General features: G+C 67.3%; 14 protein-coding genes. 11 read left to right on the forward strand and 3 right to left on the reverse strand.

Translation table 11 applies throughout. The annotated features are described in order from the left end of the window. Positions 1-111 precede the first annotated feature (111 nt). Both HDA43_RS28120 and mug read left to right on the forward strand, forming a co-directional pair. The gene (locus tag HDA43_RS28120; RefSeq protein WP_179827004.1) at positions 112-1,530 is read left to right on the forward strand and encodes a sugar porter family MFS transporter; all 1,419 of its coding nucleotides are present in this window, start codon (positions 112-114) and stop codon (positions 1,528-1,530) included. A 43-nt stretch (positions 1,531-1,573) separates the two neighbouring features. After that, positions 1,574-2,173, forward strand: coding sequence for a G/U mismatch-specific DNA glycosylase (mug, locus tag HDA43_RS28125; protein ID WP_179828758.1), 600 nt, complete (start codon positions 1,574-1,576; stop codon positions 2,171-2,173). A 102-nt stretch (positions 2,174-2,275) separates the two neighbouring features. Here the strand turns inward: mug and HDA43_RS28130 are convergent, their stop codons facing one another. Both HDA43_RS28130 and HDA43_RS28135 read right to left on the reverse strand, forming a co-directional pair. Continuing rightward, complete coding sequence (locus HDA43_RS28130; RefSeq protein WP_179827005.1) at positions 2,276-2,914, reverse strand: DUF1707 SHOCT-like domain-containing protein; 639 nt, start codon at positions 2,912-2,914, stop codon at positions 2,276-2,278. 7 nt (positions 2,915-2,921) lie between these two features. After that, the gene (locus tag HDA43_RS28135) at positions 2,922-3,710 is read right to left on the reverse strand and encodes a PadR family transcriptional regulator (protein WP_179827010.1); all 789 of its coding nucleotides are present in this window, start codon (positions 3,708-3,710) and stop codon (positions 2,922-2,924) included. Positions 3,711-4,489: 779 nt separating this feature from the next. On the opposite strand from HDA43_RS28135, the gene HDA43_RS28140 reads away from it, so the two are divergent. From HDA43_RS28140 to HDA43_RS28185, 9 genes are all read left to right on the forward strand, one after another. Beyond that, complete coding sequence (locus tag HDA43_RS28140) at positions 4,490-5,218, forward strand: metal-dependent hydrolase (RefSeq protein ID WP_179827012.1); 729 nt, start codon at positions 4,490-4,492, stop codon at positions 5,216-5,218. Positions 5,219-5,573: 355 nt separating this feature from the next. Next, positions 5,574-8,345, forward strand: a complete 2,772-nt coding sequence (gene acnA, locus HDA43_RS28145; RefSeq protein ID WP_179827014.1) for an aconitate hydratase AcnA — start codon at positions 5,574-5,576, stop codon at positions 8,343-8,345. Between the two features lie 292 nt (positions 8,346-8,637). Then, on the forward strand, positions 8,638-9,363 hold the full coding sequence (locus HDA43_RS28150; RefSeq protein ID WP_179827016.1) for a sulfite exporter TauE/SafE family protein: 726 nt from the start codon (positions 8,638-8,640) through the stop codon (positions 9,361-9,363). A 198-nt stretch (positions 9,364-9,561) separates the two neighbouring features. Then, complete coding sequence (locus HDA43_RS28155; protein ID WP_179827018.1) at positions 9,562-10,683, forward strand: sugar ABC transporter substrate-binding protein; 1,122 nt, start codon at positions 9,562-9,564, stop codon at positions 10,681-10,683. Between the two features lie 218 nt (positions 10,684-10,901). Beyond that, positions 10,902-11,666, forward strand: coding sequence for an ATP-binding cassette domain-containing protein (locus tag HDA43_RS28160; RefSeq protein WP_179827020.1), 765 nt, complete (start codon positions 10,902-10,904; stop codon positions 11,664-11,666). Continuing rightward, on the forward strand, positions 11,663-12,910 hold the full coding sequence (locus tag HDA43_RS28165; protein ID WP_179827022.1) for a sugar ABC transporter permease: 1,248 nt from the start codon (positions 11,663-11,665) through the stop codon (positions 12,908-12,910). The genes HDA43_RS28160 and HDA43_RS28165 overlap by 4 nt, the downstream gene beginning before the upstream one ends. Positions 12,911-12,945: 35 nt before the next feature. Next, positions 12,946-14,346, forward strand: coding sequence for an ROK family transcriptional regulator (locus tag HDA43_RS35480; RefSeq protein WP_246424743.1), 1,401 nt, complete (start codon positions 12,946-12,948; stop codon positions 14,344-14,346). Positions 14,347-15,374: 1,028 nt separating this feature from the next. Then, positions 15,375-22,859 carry a LamG-like jellyroll fold domain-containing protein gene (locus HDA43_RS36120; protein ID WP_179827024.1) on the forward strand — a complete coding sequence of 2,495 codons (7,485 nt, stop codon included), beginning with the start codon at positions 15,375-15,377 and terminating at the stop codon, positions 22,857-22,859. Between the two features lie 2 nt (positions 22,860-22,861). Continuing rightward, positions 22,862-23,233, forward strand: a complete 372-nt coding sequence (locus HDA43_RS28185) for a DUF6188 family protein (protein WP_179827027.1) — start codon at positions 22,862-22,864, stop codon at positions 23,231-23,233. A gap of 185 nt (positions 23,234-23,418) precedes the next feature. Here HDA43_RS28185 and HDA43_RS28190 read toward each other — a convergent pair whose 3' ends face one another. Beyond that, positions 23,419-25,257 carry an NsdA family TPR-like regulatory protein gene (locus tag HDA43_RS28190; protein ID WP_179827028.1) on the reverse strand — a complete coding sequence of 613 codons (1,839 nt, stop codon included), beginning with the start codon at positions 25,255-25,257 and terminating at the stop codon, positions 23,419-23,421. Positions 25,258-25,386: the final 129 nt, after the last annotated feature.

Below are 25,386 nucleotides of genomic sequence, written 5' to 3' on the forward strand. Positions count from 1 at the left end.
GCGGCGGGGACATCGCCCTTCGCGATGCCGTACCACCCCCCATGACAAGAGCGGGTCAATGTCTCTGTGCTGATCTGCGGATACATGTCTTTTTCGGGGGAAAGGACGGTCATGGTCGGTACTACCTCATCAGGGTCATCAAGCACATCCAACGAGAACCTCGGGCACGTCATCTTCATCACCGCCGCGGCGGCGATCGGCGGGTTCCTCTTCGGGTACGACAGCGCCGTCATCAACGGAGCGGTCACCGGCATCCAGAAGCACTTCGGCATCGGCGCGGCCGAGACCGGGGTCGTCGTCGCGATCGCCCTCCTGGGGTCGGCGGTCGGCGCGTGGATCGCCGGGGGGATGGCCGACCGGTGGGGGCGCACCAGGACCATGCAGGTGGCCGCGATCCTGTTCGCGGTGAGCTCCGTCGGCCAGGCGCTGCCGTTCGCCGTGTGGGACCTGGCGCTGTGGCGGGTCCTCGCCGGCGTCGGGATCGGCATGGCGTCGGTGATCGGCCCCGCCTACATCGCCGAGGTCGCCCCGGCCGCCTACCGGGGCCGCCTGGGCTCCTTCCAGCAGCTGGCGATCGTGCTCGGCATCGCCGTATCCCAGCTCGTCAACTACGGGATCGCGCAGTTCGCCGGCGGGAACGTCAACAACACCCTGTTCGGGTTGCAGGCGTGGCAGTGGATGCTCGGGGCCTGCGTGCTGCCCGCCGCGCTCTATCTGATCTTCGCGTCGGTCATCCCCGAGTCGCCGCGGTATCTCATCGCGGCCGGCAAGACGCAGCGCGCCCGCAAGGTCCTCGCCGAGGTGGAGAGCGACGACACCGACCTGGACTCCCGGATCGCGGAGATCAAGAAGTCGCTGCACACCGAGCAGCGGACCCGGCTGCGCGACCTGCGCGGCCCGGCACTGGGACTGCTGCCGATCATCTGGGTCGGCATCCTGCTGTCGGCCTTCCAGCAGCTGGTCGGCATCAACGTCATCTTCTACTACTCGGCGTCGCTGTGGCAGTCGGTCGGCATCAACCAGAGCAACTCGCTGCTGATCAGCTTCTCCACCTCGATCATCAACATCGTCGGCACGTTCATCGCCATCGCGCTGGTCGACCGGATCGGCCGCAAACCGCTGCTGCTGATCGGCTCCACGGGCATGGCGGTCGCGCTGGCCACCGCCGCGTGGGCGTTCAGCGCGGGCGTGCCGTCCGGTGAGAACGTCACCCTGCCGGCCACGCAGGGCACCGTCGCGCTGGTCGCGGCGCACGTCTTCGTGCTGTTCTTCGCGCTGTCGTGGGGCGTCGTGGTCTGGGTGCTGCTCGGCGAGATGTTCCCCAACCGGCTCCGGGCCGTCGCCCTGTCGGTGGCGGCCACCGCCCAGTGGCTGGCCAACTGGCTGATCACCGTCTCGTTCCCCTCCCTGGCGGAGTGGAACCTGTCGGCCACCTACGTCATCTACGCCTGCTTCGCCGCCCTGTCCTTCGCCTTCGTGATGTTCAAGGTGCGGGAGACCAAGGGACGCAAGCTCGAGGAGATGGGTTAGGTTCGTGGCCGTGACCCCCGGAGAACCCGCTCCGGCGCGTCCCCTGCCCCCGCGGGGGGACGCGCCGCCGAGGACCTCGCGAAGGACACCGCGAAGGACCCCGCCGCCGACCCGGGCCGAGCTCGAGGCCGCCAGGGACCGTACGGTCGACGACGTGCTCGGCCCGTCGCTGGACGTGCTCTTCTGCGGCATCAACCCGGGCCTGTACTCGGCCGCCACCGGCCGCCACTTCGCCCGGCCGGGCAACCGCTTCTGGCCCGCGCTGCACCTGTCGGGGTTCACCCCCCGCCTGCTCGACCCGAGCGAGCAGGCGGAGCTGCCCTCGTACGGCCTGGGCATCACCAACGTCGTGCCGCGGGCCACCGCGCAGGCCGCGGAGCTGACCCCGGAGGAGTTCCGGGCGGGCGGCGAGCGGCTGGTCCGGCTGGTCACCGAGATCCGGCCCCGCGTGCTCGCGGTGGCCGGGGTGACCGCCTACCGCACCGCGTTCGGCGACCCGAAGGCGGCGGTCGGGCCGCAGGACGCCGCGATCGGCGGCACGGCCGTGTGGGTGCTGCCCAACCCCAGCGGACTGAACGCCCACTGGCCCCTCGACCGGATCGTGGGGGAGCTGCGCAGGCTGCGGGAGTCGCTGCGCGGGTGAGGACCCGGAGCCCGGAGCCTCACACCCCGTGTCCTCACGGGCGCCGCGTTCTCCGCGGTGCCCCGGCCGTACGGCGTTGCCGTGTGTGCCGCCGGCCGCGCGTCAGAAGGGCCGCCGGCGGCCCGGCCGCCGTCCCCGGTGCCAGGCGTGCGGACCCCACGCGTGGTGCCTCCAGGGCCGCGGAGGCCACGCGCCGCCCTCGCCCGGACCCCATCCGCCCCGGCCCCCGGAGTGCGGCCCCCACGTCATCGGATGGGCCGCCGGGGGTCGGTGCTCCCAGGCCCGCGCCCGCCTCCGCCTCCGGTGGACCATCCCCATCACCGCCATCATCAGCCAGACGGTGAGAAGGATCCGGAGCACCCCGAACCCGGCGGCCGCCACCCCGGCCACCAGCATCACCGGGAGGAACACGAACGCCGGCGGCCGGCCGTGGCGGCGCCAGGCGGGGCGCGGGGGGTGGATACCGCCGGGGTCCCCGTGTCCTCCGTGTCCTTCGTGTCCCGCGTGCTCCGTGAGGCCCTCGTGCCCGCCCTCGGGGCCCGTGCCCCGCCCGCCGTACCCGCCGGGCAGGTCGGCGCCGACCCGGGCCAGTTCGCCGCCGGTGCGCGCGGCCAGGACCAGGTCGACGCGCTCGCCGAACTCCTCCAGGGTCAGCCGGCCCCGCGCGTAGTGCTCGCGCAGGGCCGACACCGCCGCGTCGCGCTCGGCGTCTCCGATGCGGAGATCGTCGTGGGACGTCATCGCCCGATCACTCCTCGTCCTGGTCGCCGTCCGCGAGGATCTGGTACAGCTTGCGGCGCGTCTCGACGAGCGTCTGCCGGGCCTGGCGGATCTGGGCGTCGCTGCCGGTCTGCAGGATCTGGGTCATGGCGAACCCCGCCTGCCGGACGATGTCCATCAGCTCCCAGGTGCTGTCGTCGACCTCGGGGGTCATCTCCTCCCAGGGGGCGCGCAGCTCGTCGGCGTGCTCGGCGACGTAGGCCCGGCCGGCGTCGGTGAGCCGGAAGGACTTGCGGCCGTCGCTCTCCTCCGACAGGACCAGGCCCTCGTCGGCGAGCTGCTGCAGCGCCGGGTAGACCGCGCCGGGGCTGGGCTTCCAGCCTCCCTGGCTGCGCTGGGCGATCTCCTGGATGATCTGGTAGCCGTTGCGCGGCTCCTCCGACAGCAGGGCCAGGATCGCCGCGCGGACGTCGCCGCGCTTGGCCTTGCGCCCCCTGCCGAACTGACCGCGGCCACCGCCGAACGGACCGCCGCCGAACGGCCCGCCGAAGGGGCCGCGCCTGCCGAAGTCCCAGGGGAAGGAGCCGCCGGGGAAGGGGCCGCGGTGCCCGCGGTGGCGGTGCTCGTGCGGCCCGCCCTCGTGGGGGCCGTGCCCGTGCGGACCGTGCGGGCCGTGACCGCCGTGGTGCGGCGCGTCCTGGTGCCAGCCGGTGGCCATCGCCCGTACGGCCTCCCTTGCCGCGCGCTTCATCTCTCGCCGGATCCGTCGCGGGTCGGCGGCCTCCCAGGGGCCGCCCATGGCGTGTGCGGAACTCATGTGCACCTCCGTGTCGATCGTCTTCCGAATGTTCTCGATGCTTCAAAGATATATCGATACTATTTCGTCAACAACCCCCGGGAGTGGCGAAGCCCGGCGGGGTGGGTCGCGCACCGCCGCCCGTCGCCCACCGCGGCCGCGATGATTCGGACATGACCGGAGAGGGGGTTCGGGGTGGCCGGAGAGGGCGTTCGAGGCCGAGATCGAGGTCATCGGGCAAAAAAGTGAGGTAGATCACCTAATTCTCGGCGGATTTCGGAACAACCACCGAGACCTGGGCGTTACAAATGACATAGACGGGATTCGTTCCGTGTCGGAAGGGCTGGGGGGTGCTTTCGGCACGGAACGGTCCCGTCTGTTGTTTCCAGGGGCAAGGTGAGGGCCCGCCGGGTTTCCCGGCGGGCCCTTCGCCGTTCCGGGGCACCTCTCCGCCGCTCCCGGCGCCCGATCACCGCCGCCTCCGGCGCCTCGCCTTCCGTCGTGCCGGGCGTTCCGTCCCCGGTGTCTCTTCCCCCGCCCCCCGCCGCTTCCCGCCGTTTCCGGCTCCTCCCGGTGATCCGCCTCCCGGACCCCTTCCGGCCGCGCTCCCTCTCCTGGGCCGGGGCCCAAGCCGTCCTCGGGTGAGCGGGCCTCACCGGTACGGCCCAGCGGGTGCCCCGCCGGTAAGACACTGATCACGCCCGGGCGACACGCCAAGGGCGGAAGATGGCACTGTCCGCTCCTTTTGAGAGGCTTTGCCGTACTCTCCCTCTAGTGATCTTGATAGGGGTGTTGGGCCGATGATGGGGCATACGCACGCGCTCACCGGGGCGGTCGCCTGGCTGGGGGTGGCGCCGACGCTGGCCGCGCTGCCGCTGCTCACCGAGTCCTCCCGGTTCGTGGACGCCGGCGTCATGGTGAACGCGCTCACCCCCGCGGAGTTCATCGCCGGGACGCTGGTCTGCGCCGGGGCCGCGATGCTGCCCGACCTGGACCACCCCAGCGCGACGATCGCCCAGACCTTCGGGCCGGTCACCTGGGTGCTGAGCAAGGCCGTGGCGTGGCTGAGCGGCGGCCACCGCAACGCCACCCACTCGCTGGTGTTCGCGGTCGCCGTCGGGTTCGGCGCCCACTACCTGGCCAACACCTACCCCCTCGGCCGGGACATCCTGGTCGCGCTGCTCATCGGCCTGGCGATCCGGGCGGTCGGCATCGGCGTCCCGGGCAACAAGGTCGCCTCCGCGATGGTCGACATCGGCCTGACGGCCGGGCTGTTCATCGTGTTCCGCAGCTACCACGTGGGCTACGCCTGGCTCGGGCTGGCGGTCGGGATCGGCTCTCTCATCCACGTCGTCGGGGACTGCTGCACGGAGAAGGGCTGTCCGGTGCTGTGGCCGATACGCGCGCGCTGGGTGCTGCCGTGGAAGATCGGCATCAAGACCGGCCGGGCCTTCGAGCAGAAGTTCCTCGCCCCCCTGCTCTCCCTGATCGTCGTGGGCCTGCTCTGCATGCGGTTCGTCCAGTTCTGAGAGGCCCACGCCCCGCGGTCCATCCCATACGGCCGTCCCGTACCGCGAGGGGGCGCCGCGAGGGGGCGCCGGTGTCTGGACCGAGGAGAGAGCGAGCGCAGCGAGCGAATGACGAGGGAAGACACCGGGCAAGAGCCCTCGAGCCGCGGCGCGCAGCGTCGCCGTGTTGGCAGTTAACTTGATGTCGAGATATCTGGCACGATATCTTGATGTCGAGACATCCGCCGCGGTCCGCGGGCGGTCCCGGGTTAGGCGTACCTAACCGACATGGGCGCTCCGCAGGTGCGGCAGGATTTCAAATGCGCCCTCGCAGATGGCGCTTCAAGACCAACAGGGTGACTGAGGGAGGCGAACCGTGTCCACGAACAGCTTCGGCAGCCGTGACACGCTCCGCGTCGGGGACGCGGAATACGAGATCTACCGGCTGAACGCCGTGGAGGGGTCGGGGCGCCTCCCGTACAGCCTGAAGATCCTGCTGGAGAACCTTCTCCGCACCGAGGACGGCGCGAACATCACCGCCGACCACATCCGCGCCCTGGGCCAGTGGGACCCGAAGGCCGCGCCGAGCGTGGAGATCCAGTTCACCCCGGCCCGCGTGATCATGCAGGACTTCACCGGCGTCCCCTGCGTCGTGGACCTCGCCACCATGCGCGAGGCCGTCCGCGACCTCGGCGGCGACCCGGCCCGGATCAACCCGCTCGCCCCGGCCGAGATGGTCATCGACCACTCCGTCATCGTCGACTTCTTCGGCGGTCCCGACTCCTTCCGGCGCAACGTCGAGCGCGAGTACGAGCGCAACCGCGAGCGCTACCAGTTCCTGCGCTGGGGCCAGACCGCCTTCGACGAGTTCAAGGTCGTCCCGCCGGGCACCGGCATCGTGCACCAGGTCAACATCGAGCACCTGGCCCGCGTCGTCATGGTCCGCGACGGCAAGGCGTACCCGGACACCTGCGTCGGCACCGACTCCCACACCACGATGGAGAACGGCATCGGCGTCCTCGGCTGGGGCGTCGGCGGCATCGAGGCCGAGGCCGCGATGCTCGGCCAGCCGATCTCCATGCTGATCCCGCGCGTGGTCGGCTTCAAGCTGACCGGCAAGCTCCCGGCGGGCGCCACCGCCACCGACCTGGTGCTCACCATCACCGAGATGCTGCGCAAGCACGGCGTCGTCGGCAAGTTCGTCGAGTTCTACGGCGAGGGCGTCTCCAGCGTGCCGCTGGCCAACCGCGCCACCATCGGCAACATGAGCCCCGAGTTCGGCTCCACCTGCGCGATCTTCCCGATCGACGGCGAGACGATCACCTACCTCCGTCTCACCGGCCGCTCCGAGGAGCAGGTCGCCCTCGTCGAGGCCTACGCCAAGGCCCAGGGCATGTGGCTCGACCCCTCCGCCGAGGAGCCGGTCTTCTCCGAGTACCTCGAGCTCGACCTGTCCACGGTCGTGCCGTCCATCGCCGGCCCCAAGCGCCCGCAGGACCGCATCGCGCTGTCGGAGGCCAAGAGCGCCTGGCGCGCCGCCGTCAAGGACTACGCCCCGAGCGTCCAGGGTCCGGTCGACGAGGCGTCCGAGGAGTCCTTCCCGGCGTCCGACTCCCCGGCGATCTCGCACGGCGGCGACGGCGACGCCCCGCACGCCCCCGGGCGCAACGGCGACCGTCCCCGCAAGCCGGTCCAGGTCACGCTGTCCGACGGCACGAGCTTCGAGATCGACCACGGCGTGGTGACCATCGCGGCCATCACCAGCTGCACCAACACCTCCAACCCCTACGTCATGATGGGCGCGGCGCTGCTGGCCAGGAACGCGGTCGAGAAGGGCCTGTCCCGCAAGCCGTGGGTCAAGACCTCCCTCGCCCCGGGCTCGCAGGTCGTCACCGGCTACTTCGAGCGCTCCGGCCTCCAGCCGTACCTCGACAAGATCGGCTTCAACCTGGTCGGCTACGGCTGCACCACCTGCATCGGCAACTCCGGCCCGCTGCAGGAGGAGATCTCCGCCGCCATCCAGGAGAACGACCTCGCGGTCACCGCGGTGCTGTCCGGCAACCGCAACTTCGAGGGCCGGATCAACCCCGACGTCAAGATGAACTACCTGGCCTCGCCGCCGCTGGTCGTCGCCTACGCCCTCGCCGGCACCATGGACATCGACCTGAACAACGAGCCGCTGGGCACGGGCACCGACGGTGAGCCGGTCTTCCTCGCCGACATCTGGCCGTCGCCGGAGGAGGTCTCGGCCGTCGTCGCCTCCTCCATCGACCAGGAGATGTTCCTGCACGACTACGCCGACGTCTTCAAGGGCGACGAGACCTGGCGGTCGCTGCCGATCCCGACCGGCGACACCTTCGAGTGGGACCCGGCCTCGACCTACGTCCGCAAGGCCCCCTACTTCGACGGCATGCCGCGCGACCCGCAGCCGGTGACGGACATCTCCGGCGCCCGGGTCCTCGCCAAGCTGGGCGACTCGGTCACCACCGATCACATCTCCCCGGCCGGCGCCATCAAGGTCGGCACGCCCGCCGCCGAGTACCTGCGCGAGAACGGCGTCGAGGTCAGGGACTTCAACTCCTACGGCTCGCGCCGCGGCAACCACGAGGTGATGATCCGCGGCACCTTCGCCAACATCCGGCTGAAGAACCTGCTGCTCGACGGCGTGGAGGGCGGCTACACCCGCGACTTCACCCTTGAGGGCGGCCCGCAGAGCTTCATCTACGACGCCTCCGTCAACTACCAGGCCGCGGGCGTCCCGCTCGTCGTCCTGGCGGGCAAGGAGTACGGTTCCGGCTCCTCGCGCGACTGGGCGGCCAAGGGCACCGCGCTGCTCGGCGTCCGCGCCGTGATCGCCGAGTCCTACGAGCGCATCCACCGCTCCAACCTGATCGGCATGGGCGTGCTGCCGCTGCAGTTCCCCGAGGGCGAGACGGCCGAGTCCCTCGGCCTGACCGGTGAGGAGACCTTCGACATCACCGGTGTCGAGGCCCTCAACGAGGGCGGCGTCCCGCGGACCGTGACGGTCCGGGCCGACGACAGGGAGTTCGAGGCGGTCGTGCGCATCGACACCCCCGGAGAGGCCGACTACTACCGCCACGGCGGCATCATGCAGTACGTGCTGCGCTCCCTGCTCGCCAAGAGCTGAGCCAGGGGGGCGCGGGGGCGGCGACATCGCCCCCGCGCCCGCACCGGGGTGACACCCCATACCGAGCCGCCCGGCGGGACACCTCCCGCCGGGCGGCTCGGCGCTTCCCGGGGCTTCGCCGCCGGGCGGCTCGACGTGTCCGGACCCTCACCGGCCGGGCGGCCCCGGGAGACCGACGGTCCCCCGGGGCGGCCCCGCGGTCCGGCTGCCTCGCGGTCCGGCCGCCCCATGGTTCGGCCGTCCCGTAAAAATTCCTTTTCGGTGACGGGAACCCGGGCTCTACCGTCGCCCTGTGACTCATGAGACCTTCATCGTCGTCTGCGCGGGCCTGGCGGTCTTCGCCGGGGCGGTCGTGCAGGGGTCGATCGGCTTCGGGCTGGGCCTGGTGGCCGCCCCGCTGATCACGCTGCTCGACCCCACGCTCATGCCCGGGGCCGCCCAGGTCGTGAACGCCACGTTGCCGCTGTTCACGCTGGCCACGGAGTGGCGCAGGGTGGACTGGCGGGGGCTGGGGTTCGCCCTCCTGGGCCGGGTGCCCGGCAGCCTCCTGGGCGGCCTGGTCGTCCTCTACGTCTCCACACGGGCCCTGGGCGTCCTCGTCGGGGCGATGGTGCTGCTCGCGGTCGGCCTGACCGGGCGGGCGGTTGCGGTGCGCCGTACCGGCGGGACCGTCACCGGGGCGGGCTTCGTCTCCGGGATCACCGGCACCGCGACCGGGATCGGCGGCCCGCCGATGGCCCTGGTCTACCAGAGCGCCAAGGGCCCGCAGATCCGGGCCACGCTCGCGATGTTCTTCGTGATCAGCGCCTGCCAGTCGCTGGTCGTCCTCGCGTTCGTGGACAGGCTTCCGGCTCGGGCGCTCTCCTTCGGGGCGCTGCTGATCCCCTTCCTCGTCGCGGGGTTCGCGGTGTCCAGGCCGCTGCGGCGCTTCCTGGACGGCGGTCGGGTCAGGACCGCGATCCTCGCGCTGGCCGCCGTTTCCGCGCTCTCGCTGATCATCACCAGCGCGCTGGGTTGAGTGCGTGTTTCTGGATTGTTACCGGAGGCAACAAACTTTACCGACGAAAAGTCTGGTGCTCTGGCCAACGGCGGAATACGTTGCGGCAAACAACATTCAACGGGATGGCAGGCCGGCACCGGCCGGCCGTACCCGCTGATCCGGCATGCCGTACGCCTACCCCCTACCCCCGCCCCCCATGACGAAAGGACCCGTGCGATGCGCAAGGGGATCCTCAGCCTGACCGCCGCCGCCGCGCTCCTGACCTTCGGCCTCGCCGCCTGCGGAGACGACGGCGCCACCACCGCCGCCCCGGACGGCGCCGCCTCCTCCGCGGGCGCCGGGGCCAAGACCGCCGGCAAGGTCGGCGTCATCCTGCCCGACAGCAAGTCCTCCGCCCGCTGGGAGACGGCCGACCGCAAGTATCTGGAAGAGGCGTTCAAGGCCGCGGGTGTCGCCTACGACATCCAGAACGCCCAGGGCGACAAGACCCAGTTCCAGACCATCGCCGACCAGATGATCACCAACGGCGCGACCGTGCTGATGATCGTCAACCTCGACAGCGGCACCGGCAAGGCCGTGCTGGACAAGGCCAAGTCCCAGGGCGTGGCCACCATCGACTACGACCGCCTCACCCTGGGCGGCGGCGCCGCCTACTACGTCAGCTTCGACAACACCAAGGTCGGAACGCTGCAGGGCGAGGGCCTCGTCAAGTGCCTCACCGACAAGAAGGCCGACAAGCCGATCATCGCCGAGCTCAACGGCTCGCCCACCGACAACAACGCCACGCTCTTCAAGAACGGCTACGACGGCGTGCTCAAGCCGAAGTACGACTCCGGCGACTACAAGAAGGGCCCCGACCAGTCGGTGCCCGACTGGGACAACGCCCAGGCCGGCACGATCTTCGAGCAGATGCTGACCGAGCAGCCGAAGATCGCCGGCGTGCTCGCCGCCAACGACGGCCTCGGCAACGCCGCCATCACCGTGCTGAAGAAGAACAACCTCAACGGCAAGGTCCCGGTCACCGGTCAGGACGCCACCGTGCAGGGCCTGCAGAACATCCTCGCCGGCGACCAGTGCATGACGGTCTACAAGGCCATCAAGAAGGAGGCCGACGCCGCCTCCCAGCTCGCCATCGCCCTCGCCAAGGGCGAGAAGCCGGCCGCGAGCGGCAGCGTCAAGGACACCGAGAGCGGCGCGGACGTCCCGGCCGTCCTGCTGGACCCGCAGGCCATCTACTTCGACAACGTCAAGGACGTCGTGGCGGACGGCTACGTGACCAAGGACGAGCTGTGCACCGGCGACTTCGCCGACAAGTGCACCGAGGCCGGAATCCAGTAACGATGCGCCGGGGTGCGCCCGCCCGCCTCACGGGAGGCGGGCGCACCCCGCCCGGGCGCGGCTCCGCCGTACCCCTCGGCCGGGCGGGCGCCGGCCCGGCGGTGAGAAGCCGGGCGGCGAACGGCCCGGCGGTGAACGGCCGGGCCGTGAACAGCCCAGAGGTGAACGGCCGGGCCGCGAGAGGGCCGCGCGCAACGAGCACAGGGAGAAAAACCCCCATGACCCCCGTACTGGAACTCCGCGGGATCGACAAGAGCTTCGGCCCCGTCCAGGTCCTGCACGACGTCGACTTCTCCGTCCACCCCGGAGAGGTCACCGCGCTGGTCGGTGACAACGGCGCCGGCAAATCCACCCTCGTCAAGTGCATAGGCGGCATCCACGCCGTCGACTCCGGCGAGTACCTCTTCGACGGCAAGAACGTCCATATCAACAGCCCCCGCGACGCCGCCGAGCTCGGCATCGAGATCGTCTACCAGGACCTCGCGCTCTGCGACAACCTCGACATCGTCCAGAACATGTTCCTCGGCCGCGAGCACCGGCGCGGCATCGTCCTCGACGAGGACACCATGGAGGAGATGGCCGCCCGGACCCTGGAGAGCCTGTCGGTCAGGACCGTCAAGTCCATCCGCCAGCACGTCTCCAGTCTCTCCGGCGGCCAGCGCCAGACCGTGGCCATCGCCAAGGCCGTCCTCTGGAACAGCAAGGTCGTCATCCTCGACGAGCCGACCGCCGCGCTCGGCGTCGCCCAGACCGCGCAGGTCCTCGAACTGGTCCGCCGCCTGGCCGACCAGGGACTGGCCGTCGTGCTCATCTCCCACAACATGAACGACGTGTTCGCCGTGTCCGACCGGATCGCCGCCCTCTACCTCGGCCGGATGGCCGCGCAGGTCAGGACGTCCGACGGCACCCACGCGCAGGTCGTCGAACTGATCACCTCCGGCCGGAGCGGCGACCTCGGCCTCACCAACGGAGTCAGCGCATGACCGACACGATCGCCTCGCCGCGCGCGCCCGAGGCCCCCACCATCAGCGGCAGCGTCCGCGGCTACGCCGAGCGGGTGCGCGGCGGCGACATGGGCGCGCTTCCCGCAGTGTTCGGCCTGGTCGTGCTGTGCACGGTCTTCTCGATCCTGCGGCCCTCCTTCCTCACCCCCGGCAACTTCGCCAACCTCCTCACCCAGGGCGCCGCGATCACCGTCATCGCCATGGGCCTCGTCTTCGTCCTGCTGCTCGGCGAGATCGACCTGTCGGCGGGCTTCGCCAGCGGCGTCTGCGCCTCGGTCCTCGCGATCCTCCTCACCGAGCAGGGCCTGCCCTGGTACGTCGCGGTCCTCGCGGCCATCCTCACCGGCGTGGTTATCGGCGCCGCCCTCGGCACGGTCGTCGCCAAACTCGGCATCCCCTCCTTCGTCGTCACCCTCGCCGCCTTCCTCGGCTTCCAGGGACTCGTCCTGCTGCTGGTCAAGGGCGGCACCAACATCTCCATCCGCGACCAGACGATCGTCGCCATCGCCAACAAGTACCTCCCGCCCGCGCTCGGCTGGGCGCTGCTGGCCCTCGGCGTCGTCGGCTACGCCGCGCTCCAGCTCCTCCGCGCGCGCAAGCGGGCCTCCCGCGGACTGGTCTCCGACCCGATCGCGCTGATCGCCGCCCGGGTGGGCGCCCTCGCCGTGCTCGGCGGCGTCGCCGTCTACATCCTCAACCTGGAACGCAGCCGCAACCCCGCGGTCGTGTCGCTGACCGGCGTGCCGGTCGTCGTGCCGATCATCGTGATCCTGCTGGTGCTGGGGACGTTCGTGCTGCGCCGCACCGCGTACGGCCGCCACCTGTACGCGGTCGGCGGCAACGCCGAGGCCGCGCGCCGGGCCGGCATCAACGTCGACCGGATGAAGATCAGCGCGTTCGTCATCTGCTCCGGCATGGCCGCCGTCGGCGGCATCATCGCCGCCTCCCGCGCCAGCTCCGTCGACCCCAACACCGGCGGCAGCAACGTGCTGCTGTACGCGGTCGGCGCGGCCGTGATCGGCGGCACCAGCCTCTTCGGCGGCAAGGGCCGCGTGCTGGACGCCATCCTCGGCGGCACCGTGGTGGCCGTCATCGAGAACGGCATGGGCCTGATGGGCTACAGCTCCGGCGTCAAGTACCTCGTCACCGGCGCGGTCCTGCTGCTGGCCGCCGGGGTCGACGCCCTGTCGCGCAAGAGGGCCGCCGCCACTGGTCTAAGGTGAGCAGCGACCCCGACCCCTCGAAGGAAACCCACGCGATGCGGGCTGGCCCCTCCCAGGAGGAGATCCGGCGCCACAACCTCGGCGCCCTCCTCCGGCACGTCCACCTCGGCGGCCCGACCTCGCGTGCGGAACTCACCAGCCGGATGGGCCTCAACCGCAGCACCATCATGGCCCTCACCGCCGACCTGACCGCCGCCGGCCTGGTCCGCGAGGAGCTGCCCAGGGAGACCGGCCGGGCGGGCCGCCCCTCCCTGGTGGTGCGGCCGGAGTCGGCGCGGGTCTACGTGTTCGCCTTCGACGTGGGCGTCGACCGGCTGGTCGCCGCCCGCGTCGGCCTGGGCGGCGCCATCCTCGACCGCCGCGAGACCGTACGGCGGCGCGGCCCCTTCTCCCTGGAGGAGATCGTCGGGCCGCTCGCCGGGTTCGCCCGGCAGATGCGCCGCAAGACCCGCCCCGACACCGTGTGCGTCGGCGTCGCCGCGGCCTTCTCCGGCGGCGTGGACCGCGGCAACGGCGTCGTGCGGTTCGGGCCCAACATGGGCCCGGCCGAGGACGTGCCGTTCGCCGAGGAGATGACCCGCCGGCTCGCGTTCGGCATGCCGGTCAAGGTCGGCAACGACGCCAACCTCGCCGCCCTCGCCGAGCACTCCCGCGGCGTCGGCGTCGGCTGCCGCGACCTGATCTACCTGCACGGCGACGTCGGCGTCGGCGGCGGCATCATCGTCAACGGCCAGCTCCTCGGCGGCCACGCCGGCTTCGGCGGCGAGATCGGGCACATGGTCGTCAACCCCAAGGGCCGCCTGTGCGGCTGCGGGTCCCTGGGCTGCCTGGAGGCGGAGGTGGGGGAGCGGACGCTGCTGGAGGCGGCGGGGCGGGTGCCGGGCGTCCCCCGGGGCGCGTCGCGCACGGGTACGGGCAGGGACTCGGGCGGGTCGCAAGGCCCGGATCGGATGCCGGGTGTCTCCCGGGGCGCGGGTGAGAACCCGGAGACGCCGCTGGGCACTGTCTCCGTAACGGCCGACCTGGGCGTCGACGGGTTCGAGACGGCCGGCCCGGGGGCCGACGGCCGTCATGAGCGCCTGATCGGCCGCGACGCCGTACGGGCCGTGGTCGACGCCGCCGACCGGGGCGACATCGTCGCCCAGGCGGCCCTCAGCAGGGTCGGCGACTGGCTCGGCCTGGGCGTCGCCAACCTCGTCAACATCTTCAACCCCGAGATGGTCATCTTCGGCGGCATGCTCCGCGAGGTCTACCTCGGCTCCGCCGCCCAGGTCCGCAGCCGCCTCGCCGTGGACGCCCTCGCCGCCTCGCGCGAGGGCCTGCGCCTGCGAACCTCCGCCCTCGGCGACGACGCGACCCTGATGGGCGCTGCCGAACTCGCCTTCGCCCAGGTCCTCGCCGACCCCCTGGAAGCCCTCGCCCGCGCGGGCTCCTGACTCCCGTTCCGGCACGTGACCCGTTCGCGTGGGCCTGCTGTACGGCACCGCGTGGGCCGGTGTGACGCTGTCGCCGTCGGTCGGGGGCGGTCACATGATCCGAAGACACTCGGGGCCGAAAGTGTCATCCCGTAATACGGCCTACGGACCCCCTGTTCACTCAAATCATTACTCTGCGTGATCAGCCATGTGACAATCCTTCGTTCCTGATTTCGAAGTCATTGTTTTTCTTATTCACTCCTTATTTAGATCTTGTGGAGCGGATCGTTCCATGTGTATCTTCTGATCGTTTGCTGACTGCTGTCCTCCGAACCGTCGGCCCGCGCTCGCGTGGCACCGTGCGGGGTGGAGAAACGCGATGGCATTCGCCGTCGCGCGGACTGTTCGGAGGGTGACGGCGTATGCGCCGTTTTTCGTCATGGGCACGATCGAGCCGCGTGCTGGCAGGCGTAATCCTTACCATTCTAATTCCGGCACTTCTCGATCTTCCAGCCTTGCCGGCCATGTCCGCGACGGTCGAAGCCGGCATAACTGTTCCGATGCTTTCCCCGCGAAGCGGAGAGATTCCGGTTCAGCTTTCCGGGACGGCGTCCGGTGTTCCCTCCCTTGTGCCCTCGGCTCAGACGGCGACGGGTGTCAGAACGAAAGAGCTTTCCTCGGCATCCGATGCTCCCAAGAAGGCGGTTCCAGCCGAAGGACGGTTCGTGAAAGAGTCGACACCTCAGAAGGGCGCTCCGCATCCATCGAAGGCGAAGAATCCTCAGGGCAAGGCTTTGTCGCAGGCCCTGGCGTCGAGCACTCCTCCATGCGGGAACGTTTCGCCATGGAAGTCGAACTACTCGGTCACCAAGGGTGAGCGGGTAGCTTCTGCCAGCCGTATTTGGGAGGCACTCCAGGGTATCGAAGGGTGGATTAATACGACGCCGCCCGAGAACGCTTCTCGGACAGTGTGGGCGGACCGAGGGCCATGCCCACTGCCTCCGGCTCCGACTGTCACCTCGCTCACTCCGGCGGATGAGTCGCTGCTGATGACTTTGCAGCCGACCCTGGCGGCGACGGCTAAGACCTGGTCTGGTGGTTCCGTCGGGTTTGACTTTACTATCTGCGACTCCCCATCCATGATGGGTGACTGCGTGTACTCCGAAGACTACGACGACATGATCTGCTGTGGTCTTTCCGGCGAATGGAAGGTGCCCGAGGGGGTCCTATCGTGGGGTAGAGAGTACTGGTGGCAGGTGTATGCGGTGGATGCCTCCACGATCGGTGGACAGGGAGCGTCCTCCTCGATCCAGTCCTTCACCGTAGGGGTCCGCCAGCCGACCATCACATCTCAGCTGTCGGCCCGGGGCATTAACGGCCAGGAGTTCCACCAGGCTCCTGGAAACTACACGACCACCTTCACCGACATCGCAGTTCAAACCGCTGGGCCGCCCCTGTCGGTGGTGCGCTCCTACAACAGCATGGACCCCCGCCGTGATGGTGCGTTCGGAGCCGGCTGGGCCACCCGGTTCGACATGCGGATCGTTCCGGAGACGATTCGCGGGTATGAGGCCCTGCTGGTGACCTACCCGGACGGGCACACGGTGCGGTTCGCAACGAAGAAGGATGGCACCTTCCAGCCACCTCCAGGCATGTATGCCACCCTAGCGAAGGTCGAAACAGGCGGTTGGCGCCTAATGGACAAATCGTCCACCTCATACGTCTTCGACGCCCAGGGCCGGTTGCTGAAAGTGACCGACAGCCGCGGCCGTAGCCAAACTTTGACCTATGGGCCGGATGGAAAGCTGAGCAAGGTCACCGGAAGCGGTGGGAGATTCCTGTCGTTTACCTGGACGGGCGCGCATGTCACCGGTGTCTCCACTGACTCCGTAGACGGCGAGCCGCTGACCTGGTCCTACTCATACACCGCGGACCGGTTGACTAAGGTGTGCACGCCGACAACGACGTGCACCCAGTTCGACTACGAGACGGGCTCGCTGTACCGCAGTTCGATCCAGGATGCCGATCCGTTTGGTTATTGGCGCTTGGGTGATGCATCCGGAAACAACGGAGCCGATCTGGGGTGGGGCGCCGGCTCGGCCTACTACTCAGGGGTGACCCTCGGTAAACCGGGCGCACTGGCGGGCAGTACGGATACGGCGGCAGAGCTCAAGAGTTCCAGTTACGTCGAGCTGCCGGTGGACACCCTGTCGCGTCTGCGTGGTCAAGGAACGCTGGAACTATGGTTCAAGACCACAGTGACCGGTCGCATCGTCTCAAGCGGGGAGTACAGCGCTTCGGATCCCGTACTTCAGGTGGGCACCGACGGCAAGTTGCGCGCCTCCATGTTGCCGACGGCTTCTCCCATTGTCTCATCGGCCGCGGTTAACGATGGCGCGTGGCACCATGCGGCACTCACCATCGATGGGGACAAGCAAACCCTGTTCCTGGACGGTCAGTCCGTGGGCACGCTGACCCAGAAATCCGATGACGACGACCGGGTCATCACACGGATCGGTGGCAGCCTGGTGGGAACGGTAGACGAGGTCGCGGTTTACGACCGGCCGCTGACCGAGGCGGAGGTGACAGCGCACTTCGGGGCTAGAACCGAGTCCCCCAACAAACTAACGAAGATCACTCTGCCGTCAGGGCGGGTATGGGCGGTCAATACCTACGACACGGCAACCGAGCGGCTCATCTCACACACCGACTCCGATGGTGGCACCTGGAAAATCGGTGCACCCGCCTATGACCGGGCGACCGGCAAGTCCACGGTCGTGGTCACCGACCCGAAGAACGAAAAGCTGACCTTCGTATATGACGCCTGGCGGGGATACCGCCCGGTGTCAACGACCGATCAACTCGGCAAGGTCACCTCCTATGCCTATGACACCGGTGGTTTCCTGAAGAAGATCACCGACCCTAACGGCAACGCCTTTGAGCGCTTCTATGACAAGCGTGGGAATGTCATCAGCTCCAGGAGATGCCGGACGTCCGCAAGCTGTCAGCTCGACTATCAGCAGTATTACCTGAACAAGGACGACCAGTTCGACCCGCGCAACGACCGGCTCGTCGCTTCCCGGGACGCCCGGTCCTCCGGCTCCACCGACAACACCTACGCCTCCAAGTGGGAGTACAACGAGTACGGCGAGCCCCTCAAGGAGACCACTCCCGTCACCGCCGACTTCCCCAACGGCCGCTCGACGACCACCGCCTACACCGACGGCACCGAACCGGCCATCGGAGGCGGGGATACTCCGGCCGGGCTGGTGAAATCGGCGAAGGATGCCAAGGGCAACGAGACGACCTACCGCTACACCTCGGCCGGTGACCTGGCCGAGCAGACCAGCCCGTCCGGCCTGGTCACGAAGTTCACCTACGACGCGGTGGGCCGGATGCTCACCCGCACCGAGGTCTCCGAGGCGCACCCCACCGGGGCGACGACGACGTTCACCTACGACGGTCTCGGGCGCATGCTCACCCAGACAGGGCCGGGAGTGAAGAACGAGGTCACCAACGTCACCCACACCGCCAAGGTCACCTACACCTACGACGCCGACGGCAACAAGCTGACCGAGACGCTGTCCGACCTGACCGGTGGCGACCCGGAACGCGTCACCACCTACACCTATGACGCCTCCGGCCGGGTGGAGACGGTGACCGACCCCGAGGGTGGCGTGGTCCGCACCGCCTGGGATGCCACCGGCGCCCGCGTCTCGACGACCGACCAGCTGGGTGTCGTCCGTACCTTCGGCTACACCAAGCGCGGTGAGCCGACCACCACGACGCTGAAGAACTGGACCGGCAGCCCGGTCAGCCCGCAGCCCGCCAAGGACGTGGTCCTCCAGTCGCTCTCCTACGACCCCGGCGGCCGGCTGGCCGCCCAGGTCGATGCGATGGGCCGCAAGACCTCCTACACCTACTTCGCCGACAACCTGGTCTCCCAGGTGGTCGCCGACGACGTCAAGTTGAACGGCCTGAGCACCACCACCGACGTGGTGCTGGAGGACAACGTCTACGACCCGGCCGGCAACCTCACCAAGCAGGTCAAGGGCGGCGGCAAGGCCACCACCGAGTACGTCTACGACGCCGCGAGCCGCCTGACCTCGACCACGTTCGACCCCGCGACGCTCAAGCGCAAGGTCGCCCTCGAGTACGACGAGGGGAACAACGTCACCAAGAAGACCCTCACCGGCGCGGGCACCACCCGGACGGAGTCCACCCTCTACGCCTACAACGCGCTGAATCAGGTGACGCGGCAGACCGTGGAGAACGGCGACGACGACCTGGTCTCCACCAGCACCTACGACGACCGCGGCCTGCTGGTCACGACCACCGACCCGCGCGGCAACGCCTCCGGCGCCACCGCCGCTGACTTCACTGCCACGATGCGCTACGACATCGCAGGCCGACTGGTGGAGACGATCTCTCCGCGGGTGAAGATTGAGAAGAACGGCTCTTCGGCCGATGGGCATCCCAAGGTGGCTTTCGGTTACGACACCGCCGGTTTGGTGACCCACACGGTCGATGCCGAGGGCCGGAAGCTCACCTCGGCCTTCGATAAGGCGGGTCGGCTTATCTCGACAGTCTCCCCGTCCTACATCCCGCCGGGAGGCGAAGCGGTCACCCCTAAGGTCGGCATCGAGTACGACGCCGCGGGCCGGAAGACCAAGGTCACCGACGAGCGCGGCTACGTCACCTCCACCGAGTACGACGCGCTGGGCAACCCGGTACGGGTCACCGACCCCGGCCCCTCGGGACCGGGCGGGCAGTGGGTGACCCAGTTCGACCTGCTGGGCGAGCCGCTGGCCACGATCGACCCGACCGGCGCCCGTGACGAGGCCACCTACGACGACCTCGGCCGGAATATCACCGAGACGCGGATCGAGCGCAGGCCGACCACCGCCGCCTACACCACGACCCTGAGCTACGACACCGCCGACAACCTCATCAAGAGCGTCGCTCCGGGCGACAAGGTGACTGACTACGAGGTCAATGCGGCCGGGGAGATCACTGCCACCACCGACCCGAACCTTAACAAGTCCACCGTCGCCTATGACCTCGCGGGCCGTACGGTCAAGGTGACCGACCCGCTGGGAAACGCCGCCGAGGCTGTCTATGACCTGGCTGGGCGGCAGACTGGTGCCAAAGACCTCGATGCCACTGGCGCGATCGTCCGTACGCTGAACTTCGGCTACGACCCGGTGGGCAACCAAACTCGTACCATTTCGGGCGAAGGACACGTCACTCGGCGGACATTCGATGCTGCGGGGCGGTTGACCGTCTTGAGCGAGCCGGTCTCCGCTGAGAAGTCGATCACCACGACGTTCGGATACGACGCGACCGGTGCCCGTACTCGCCTCACCGACGGGCGCGGCAACGCCACCTGGACCACCTACAACGTCCTCGGCCTGGCCGAGTCGGTCATCGAACCGGCCACCACCGCTCATCCGAACGCTGCCGACCGCACCTGGACCACCCTCTACGACGCGGCGGGCAACGCCGTGACCACGTTGCAGCCGGGCGGGGTACGCATCGACCGCGTCTTCGACCACCTCGGTCAGGTCACCAAGCAGACCGGTGCCGGGGCCGGGGTGGACACCCCCGAGCGAAACCTCACCTACGACGCGGCCGGCCGGCTGACCGCCATCGGCGACTACACCCTCGAGTACAACGACCGCAGCCTACTGACCAAGGTGTCCAAGGCCACCGTCCAGGTCGCCGCCTACGCCTACGACGGCCTGGGCAACACCACCCAGCGCGTCGACACCGCCGGCACGTCCACCTACACCTACGACAACGCCAGTCGGCTGAAGACGGCCACCGACCCGGTCACCGGCCGTACCTGGACCTACGGCTATGACAACGCCGACCGGCTGACCAGCCAGACCTCCGCCAACCCGGCGGGCACGCAGAGCTACACCTATGACGCCGTGGACCGGCTCACCTCCCACACGCTGAAGAACAGTGGCGGCACCCAGCTGTCGAAGATCGCCTACGACTGGGACAAGGACGACAACCTCGTCACCAAGATCACCAGCGGTACGGCGGGCGCCGGGGTCAACACCTACGGCTACGACCACTCCGGCCGCCTGACCTCCTGGACCGCCCCGGACGGCAAGGCCACCGCCTACGAGTGGGACGATGCGGGCAACCGCACCAAGGCCGGGGACAAGACCTTCGTCTATGACGAGCGCAACCGGCTGTTGTCCGGCGGCGGCACCGAGTACACCTATACCGCCCGCGGTACGGTGGCCACCGAGACCACCGGCGGCGTCACCAAGAACCTCGTCTTCGACGCCTTCGACCGGATGATCTCTGATGGTGAAGCCAATTATGGTTATGACGCCCTGGGCCGGATGACTTCGCGCACCGAGGGTACTGACCAGCAGCGGTTTGTCTACTCAGGTCTGAGCAATGACCTTGTTACCGTGGCCAACGCCAGCAATGTCACTGTAGCCAAGTATGGGCGCGATCTGTCTGGCGGCTTGCTCAGTCTTCAAGAGGGAGCCGGCCCGGCGCTCGGCGTGATGGCGGACCTGCACGGCGATGTGGTGGGTGCTTTCTCTGGCACCACCTTGGTCGACTCGGTCGCCTATGACCCATTCGGGGAAGTCACTCATCGCTCAGGTACCGTGCACACTCTGGGTTACCAGGGCGAGTACACCGACCCGGACACCGGCAAGGTCAATATGGATGCCCGCTGGTATCGCCCAGGAAGCGGCACCTTCACCTCCCGCGACACCGTGACTCTAGAGCCGAACCCGTCGGTCCAGGCCAATCGCTACACCTACGCCAACGCCAGTCCGCTCACTGGCACCGACCCCAGCGGACACAGCACGACATGCAGTGTCTCGTGTGTGGTTAACACCGCCCCCAGCGGAGGATCAGGTGCGGGCGCGGCTTCGGGATGGACCTTCAGTTGGAGTGACTACATCGATGAGATGATAGCCCGCCAGCAACGCGCAGCGGATTGGAGCGCCCCTACTACCATTGGGGAGCCCTACATTTCGCCTACCTGCTGTTCATTCAATGGAAGTAGCGATGCAGATTCAATGTGGTGGGAGGAGCGTTTCGGGGACTACGCGAATCCGGCGCTATGGTGCTCGGAATCAGAGGCCCGTAAGTCGAAGCTTCTTCCTAACTGCCGGCCTATGCCTGAAGGAATGGAAGGAACTTTCTGGAACGCACCTAAGTCCGTACAAAATAAATTCCTACTGCAGTACAATATTAAGCAGATGTATAGCACAGATGTGAGTGACGCTTACATACTTGCATCTTGGATAAAGCTCCTCCCACCACCGCCTATGGCGGCCGGTCCGGCGCCGGGCACTATAGATCCGTGGGAAGCTTGCGCTCTTAAATATTCCAAGAAGGCTTGCCAGGAATGGCGTGCGGCGGCAGCTCAAATCGCTTTGACGAATGAATTTAAGAGTAACTGCAGCAAGGCAACGCTCAAGAAGTTGGAATATTGCATTAATGTTGCTCAAGCCATCGGGCTGGATGCAAACAAGGTTATTAATGCATCTACAGGAATCGCACAGCTAGATGCACTTGCCGATTTGATAAAGCCTCTAATGGGGCCCACTAACGAGGTTATCAATTTCCTTGTTGGTGATGCCATAAGTTGCACTAAGGGTGACATATTGGCATGTGTTGTTTTTGCTGCAAACTTTGCTGCCCCTCCTGTCGGAATGGCTGCTAAAATTGCTAGGGCCGGGAAGGCTGTTGCTGGAATCGGGAAGGCCCTAAAGGGGACGGAGAATGCTCTTGGGGCTGCAAGTAAAGCGTGTCGTCGCAGTAGTTTCCTTCCAGGAACCAAAGTGCTTATGGCGGATGGCTCCTATAAGAAAATAGAGGAATTAAAGGTTGGCGATAAGGTTATTGCGACTGATCCCAGAAGTGGCATAACAAGAGCTCGGCGCGTTTCTGTTATAATTTCAAGCAAGGGAGATAAGGATCTAGTACGAGTTGCTGTAGATATCGACGGCGCTAAAGGTAATAAGGTTGGCGCGGTGGTAGCTACTGACACTCATCCATTCTGGGTAGCTAACCTAAAAGAATGGCGAACGGCTGGAGAACTTCAGTTAGGTCAATGGCTGCGTACCAGCGCGGGAACTTACGTCCAAGTCGCTCGCCTCACCAGATGGAAAGTTGCCGAACAGCGTGTTCACAATCTTTCGGTTGACGGGCTCCATACCTATCATGTTCTTGCGGGAACTGTCCCGTTATTAGTTCATAATTCGACACCATGTCTCCCGATTGGTCCTCAACGTCCTCCCGGCACAGGCGGTGACTGGGTGGCAAGGAAGGCAGATAACGGTCAAGGGATTGTATGGCAGGCCCCCAACTCGACGGGGAACGCTAATATGATTCGAGTTATGAATCCGAGCAATCATTATCAATACGGATATGTTCGCTTTTATAATAAGCATGGTCAGCCAGTTGGTCTTGATGGAAAGCCTGGGCCGAATTCGCATACTCACATTCCATTGAACCCTGATGGTACATACCAGCTTCCTGTTGGGTGGTAGGCATGGATCTAAAATTGCAAAGTCAATCAGTAGTTCGAATTTGCTTTGATAATGCACTTACGATCATTACCGATGAAGACTTCGAGATAAGAATAGAGGTAGAATCGCTAATTAGAATAGTTAACAATGGTCAGGTAAAGTTCTATCCGGGACATCCAGAAAATGCCGCATCCTATCTAGTGCAGCTATTGGGTAAAAAAATAAGCATATCCGAGTCGACGGAAGGTGGGAATCTTATCGTCAAGTTCGATGGTGGCTTAGATTTGACTGTAGATTTTGATGCGAAATATGAGGCCTGGGAAATATCGGGCCCGAAAGGCTGGAGGGTTGTTTGTATGCCGGGAGGGGGGATTGCAGTATGGAGCGGTTCGTGAACCTTCCTGCTATAGATGAACTTATAAGTCCAAAATGGTGGTGCCTTAAGAGATGCAATGATTGATATTGCGAGAAGCTTGTTTAGGACATGAAACTAATAAATTCTAAATTTATTGTGCTAACTAAGCCTGTATGATTGAATATGGGATGGGGTGCTTGAGGTCTGGTAGATTAGTTAAAATTACTAAGATTGCTGGCTGAAAATTATAAGGATGTGAAGTTTTTCGTCCAGGTCTCGGACGTGCCTGTTGTCCTGCCAGGGTTGGAGATGGTTGCGAGCCTGCCGTGCGGAGTGGGCGAGGCGGGTGGAGCTGTGGCCGGTGACGATCCCGGTAGCTTCGCCGATCATCGCGGCGGCTTCGGGGATCTCGCGTTGATTGATCAGGGCGAGGGCGTACTCCAGTTGCAGGATGCCTCGTTCGCGGACCGAGTCCGGTCCCATGGCGGCCAGGCGTCGCTGTGCCTCGGAGATGGCCAGGTCGGGGCGTTTGAGTTCGATGAGGCAGAACGTTCGGTAGGACGCCACGCGCTCTGGGGTGAGCCAGAACAGGTGCCGCAGGTCTGATCCGCCTTGACTTTTGTCGGCGAGATCGGTGGCGCGGTCCAGGAGGCGGAGGGCGCGCGGGTCGCGCTTGGCGATGGCGATCGCTCGGGCGACCTGGATGGCGGTCGCCGACTGCTGGAGGTGGTCGCCGCTTTCTTTCGCCCAGCCTTCGGCGGCGAAGGCATGATCCAGCGCGACGGTGGGCTTCTTCTGATAGATCGCCATGTGGGCGAGCAGGCCGTGGAGGTGCGCCAGGAGGGCGGGGTTGCGGAGTTCGTGGGCGGCGGCCAGGCCTTCGGTGTAGCGGCGGGTGGCGCCGTCGTAGTCGAGCAGGTCGAAGCGGCTCCAGCCGGTGAGGTGGGACAGGCTCCAGTACAGGCGCAGCAGGCGGGTGCGCAGTGCGGGGGTGAGGGTGGCGTGGCGGAGCAGGTCGTCGACGAGGGCGCGTTTGGCCTCGGCCACTGGTAGGACCTTGGCGGGACCGAGTTCTTCGTCCAGCCCCCATAGGCGGGCGGTCAGGCGTTCCAGCAGCTCCAGGGCGTTGTCATCGACGGCGGCGTGCCGGCGGGCGAGAGTGGCGAGGCGGTCGCGGTCGCCCTCGGGCAGGTGGCGCAGCAGGGGCAGGGCGGGGGCGCCGCCGAGGAGCAGGGCGAGTTCGAAGAGCAGGTCGCGGCGTTTGATGTCGGCCTCCTCGGCGGTGAGGGCGCGCAGCAGTCCGGTGCAGTCCGCCGCACCCGCCAACGAACCACCGGAGGCGCCTGCGAACGGGCCGCTGGCGAAACGCGCGGGCGGGCCGCCCGGGGAGCCGGGGAAGGGGTCGGGGGCGGTGGGTGGTTGCGGGTTCATGCTGGCACGCTCCCCGGGGCCGGACGCCAGAGGCCAGGGGGCGAGGGCTTCGTTACACGGGGACAGGTGGGTCATGTCAGAGGTCGTGGTTGGTTGCAGGGGAGCCGGGTGGACGAGCCCCCACGGGGTCTGAGGGAGGCCCGGTGGAGCCGCCCGATCCATGCCTGGCAGGGGAGTCACCCCGGGAAGGCCCGACAGGGCGGGTGCCTCGTGAGAGGGGCGGTGGTGGGTGTCGAGGTGGCGGTGGTCGGCGCGGTCGAGGAGGTCGCGGTCGCGGGGGCGGTAGGTAGCGTAGGCCTGTTCGGTGAGGAGGTGGCGGGCGGTGGTCTGGTAGAGGCGGGCGAGGATGGCCAGGGTGCGGGCGGGTGGGCGGCGGCCGGTGGCGGGCCAGGACTCGTAGTCATAGAGGCGGGCTTCGCGCAGGCCGGCCGTACCGGCGGGGTCGAGGTCGTTGTGGGCGGCGACCACGTCGGCGGCGGTGCGGCCGTGGGCGTAGCGGTACAGCCGTAACGGGCTGACGGGGTGGTCCAGGGCCAGGACGTCGGCGATCTGGTCGTAGGTGAAGGCGCGGGCGCGCAGGGCGGTGCTGCGTCGCCGGCAGTCGAGCAGGGTCCGGTAGCCCTCGCCTGTCATGGGTCGCCTCCTCCGCCGAGCCGTACCGTACGGAAATCGTAAACGATCCGTCACTTTGTGTGACAGACGTACGGGGAAGTGGGGATGCGCGGGCAGTCGGTGGGGTGTCGGCGCAGGTCGGTGGGGTGC

The organism is Streptosporangium sandarakinum (assembly GCF_013409935.1).
GTDB classification, from domain to species: domain Bacteria; phylum Actinomycetota; class Actinomycetes; order Streptosporangiales; family Streptosporangiaceae; genus Streptosporangium; species Streptosporangium nondiastaticum.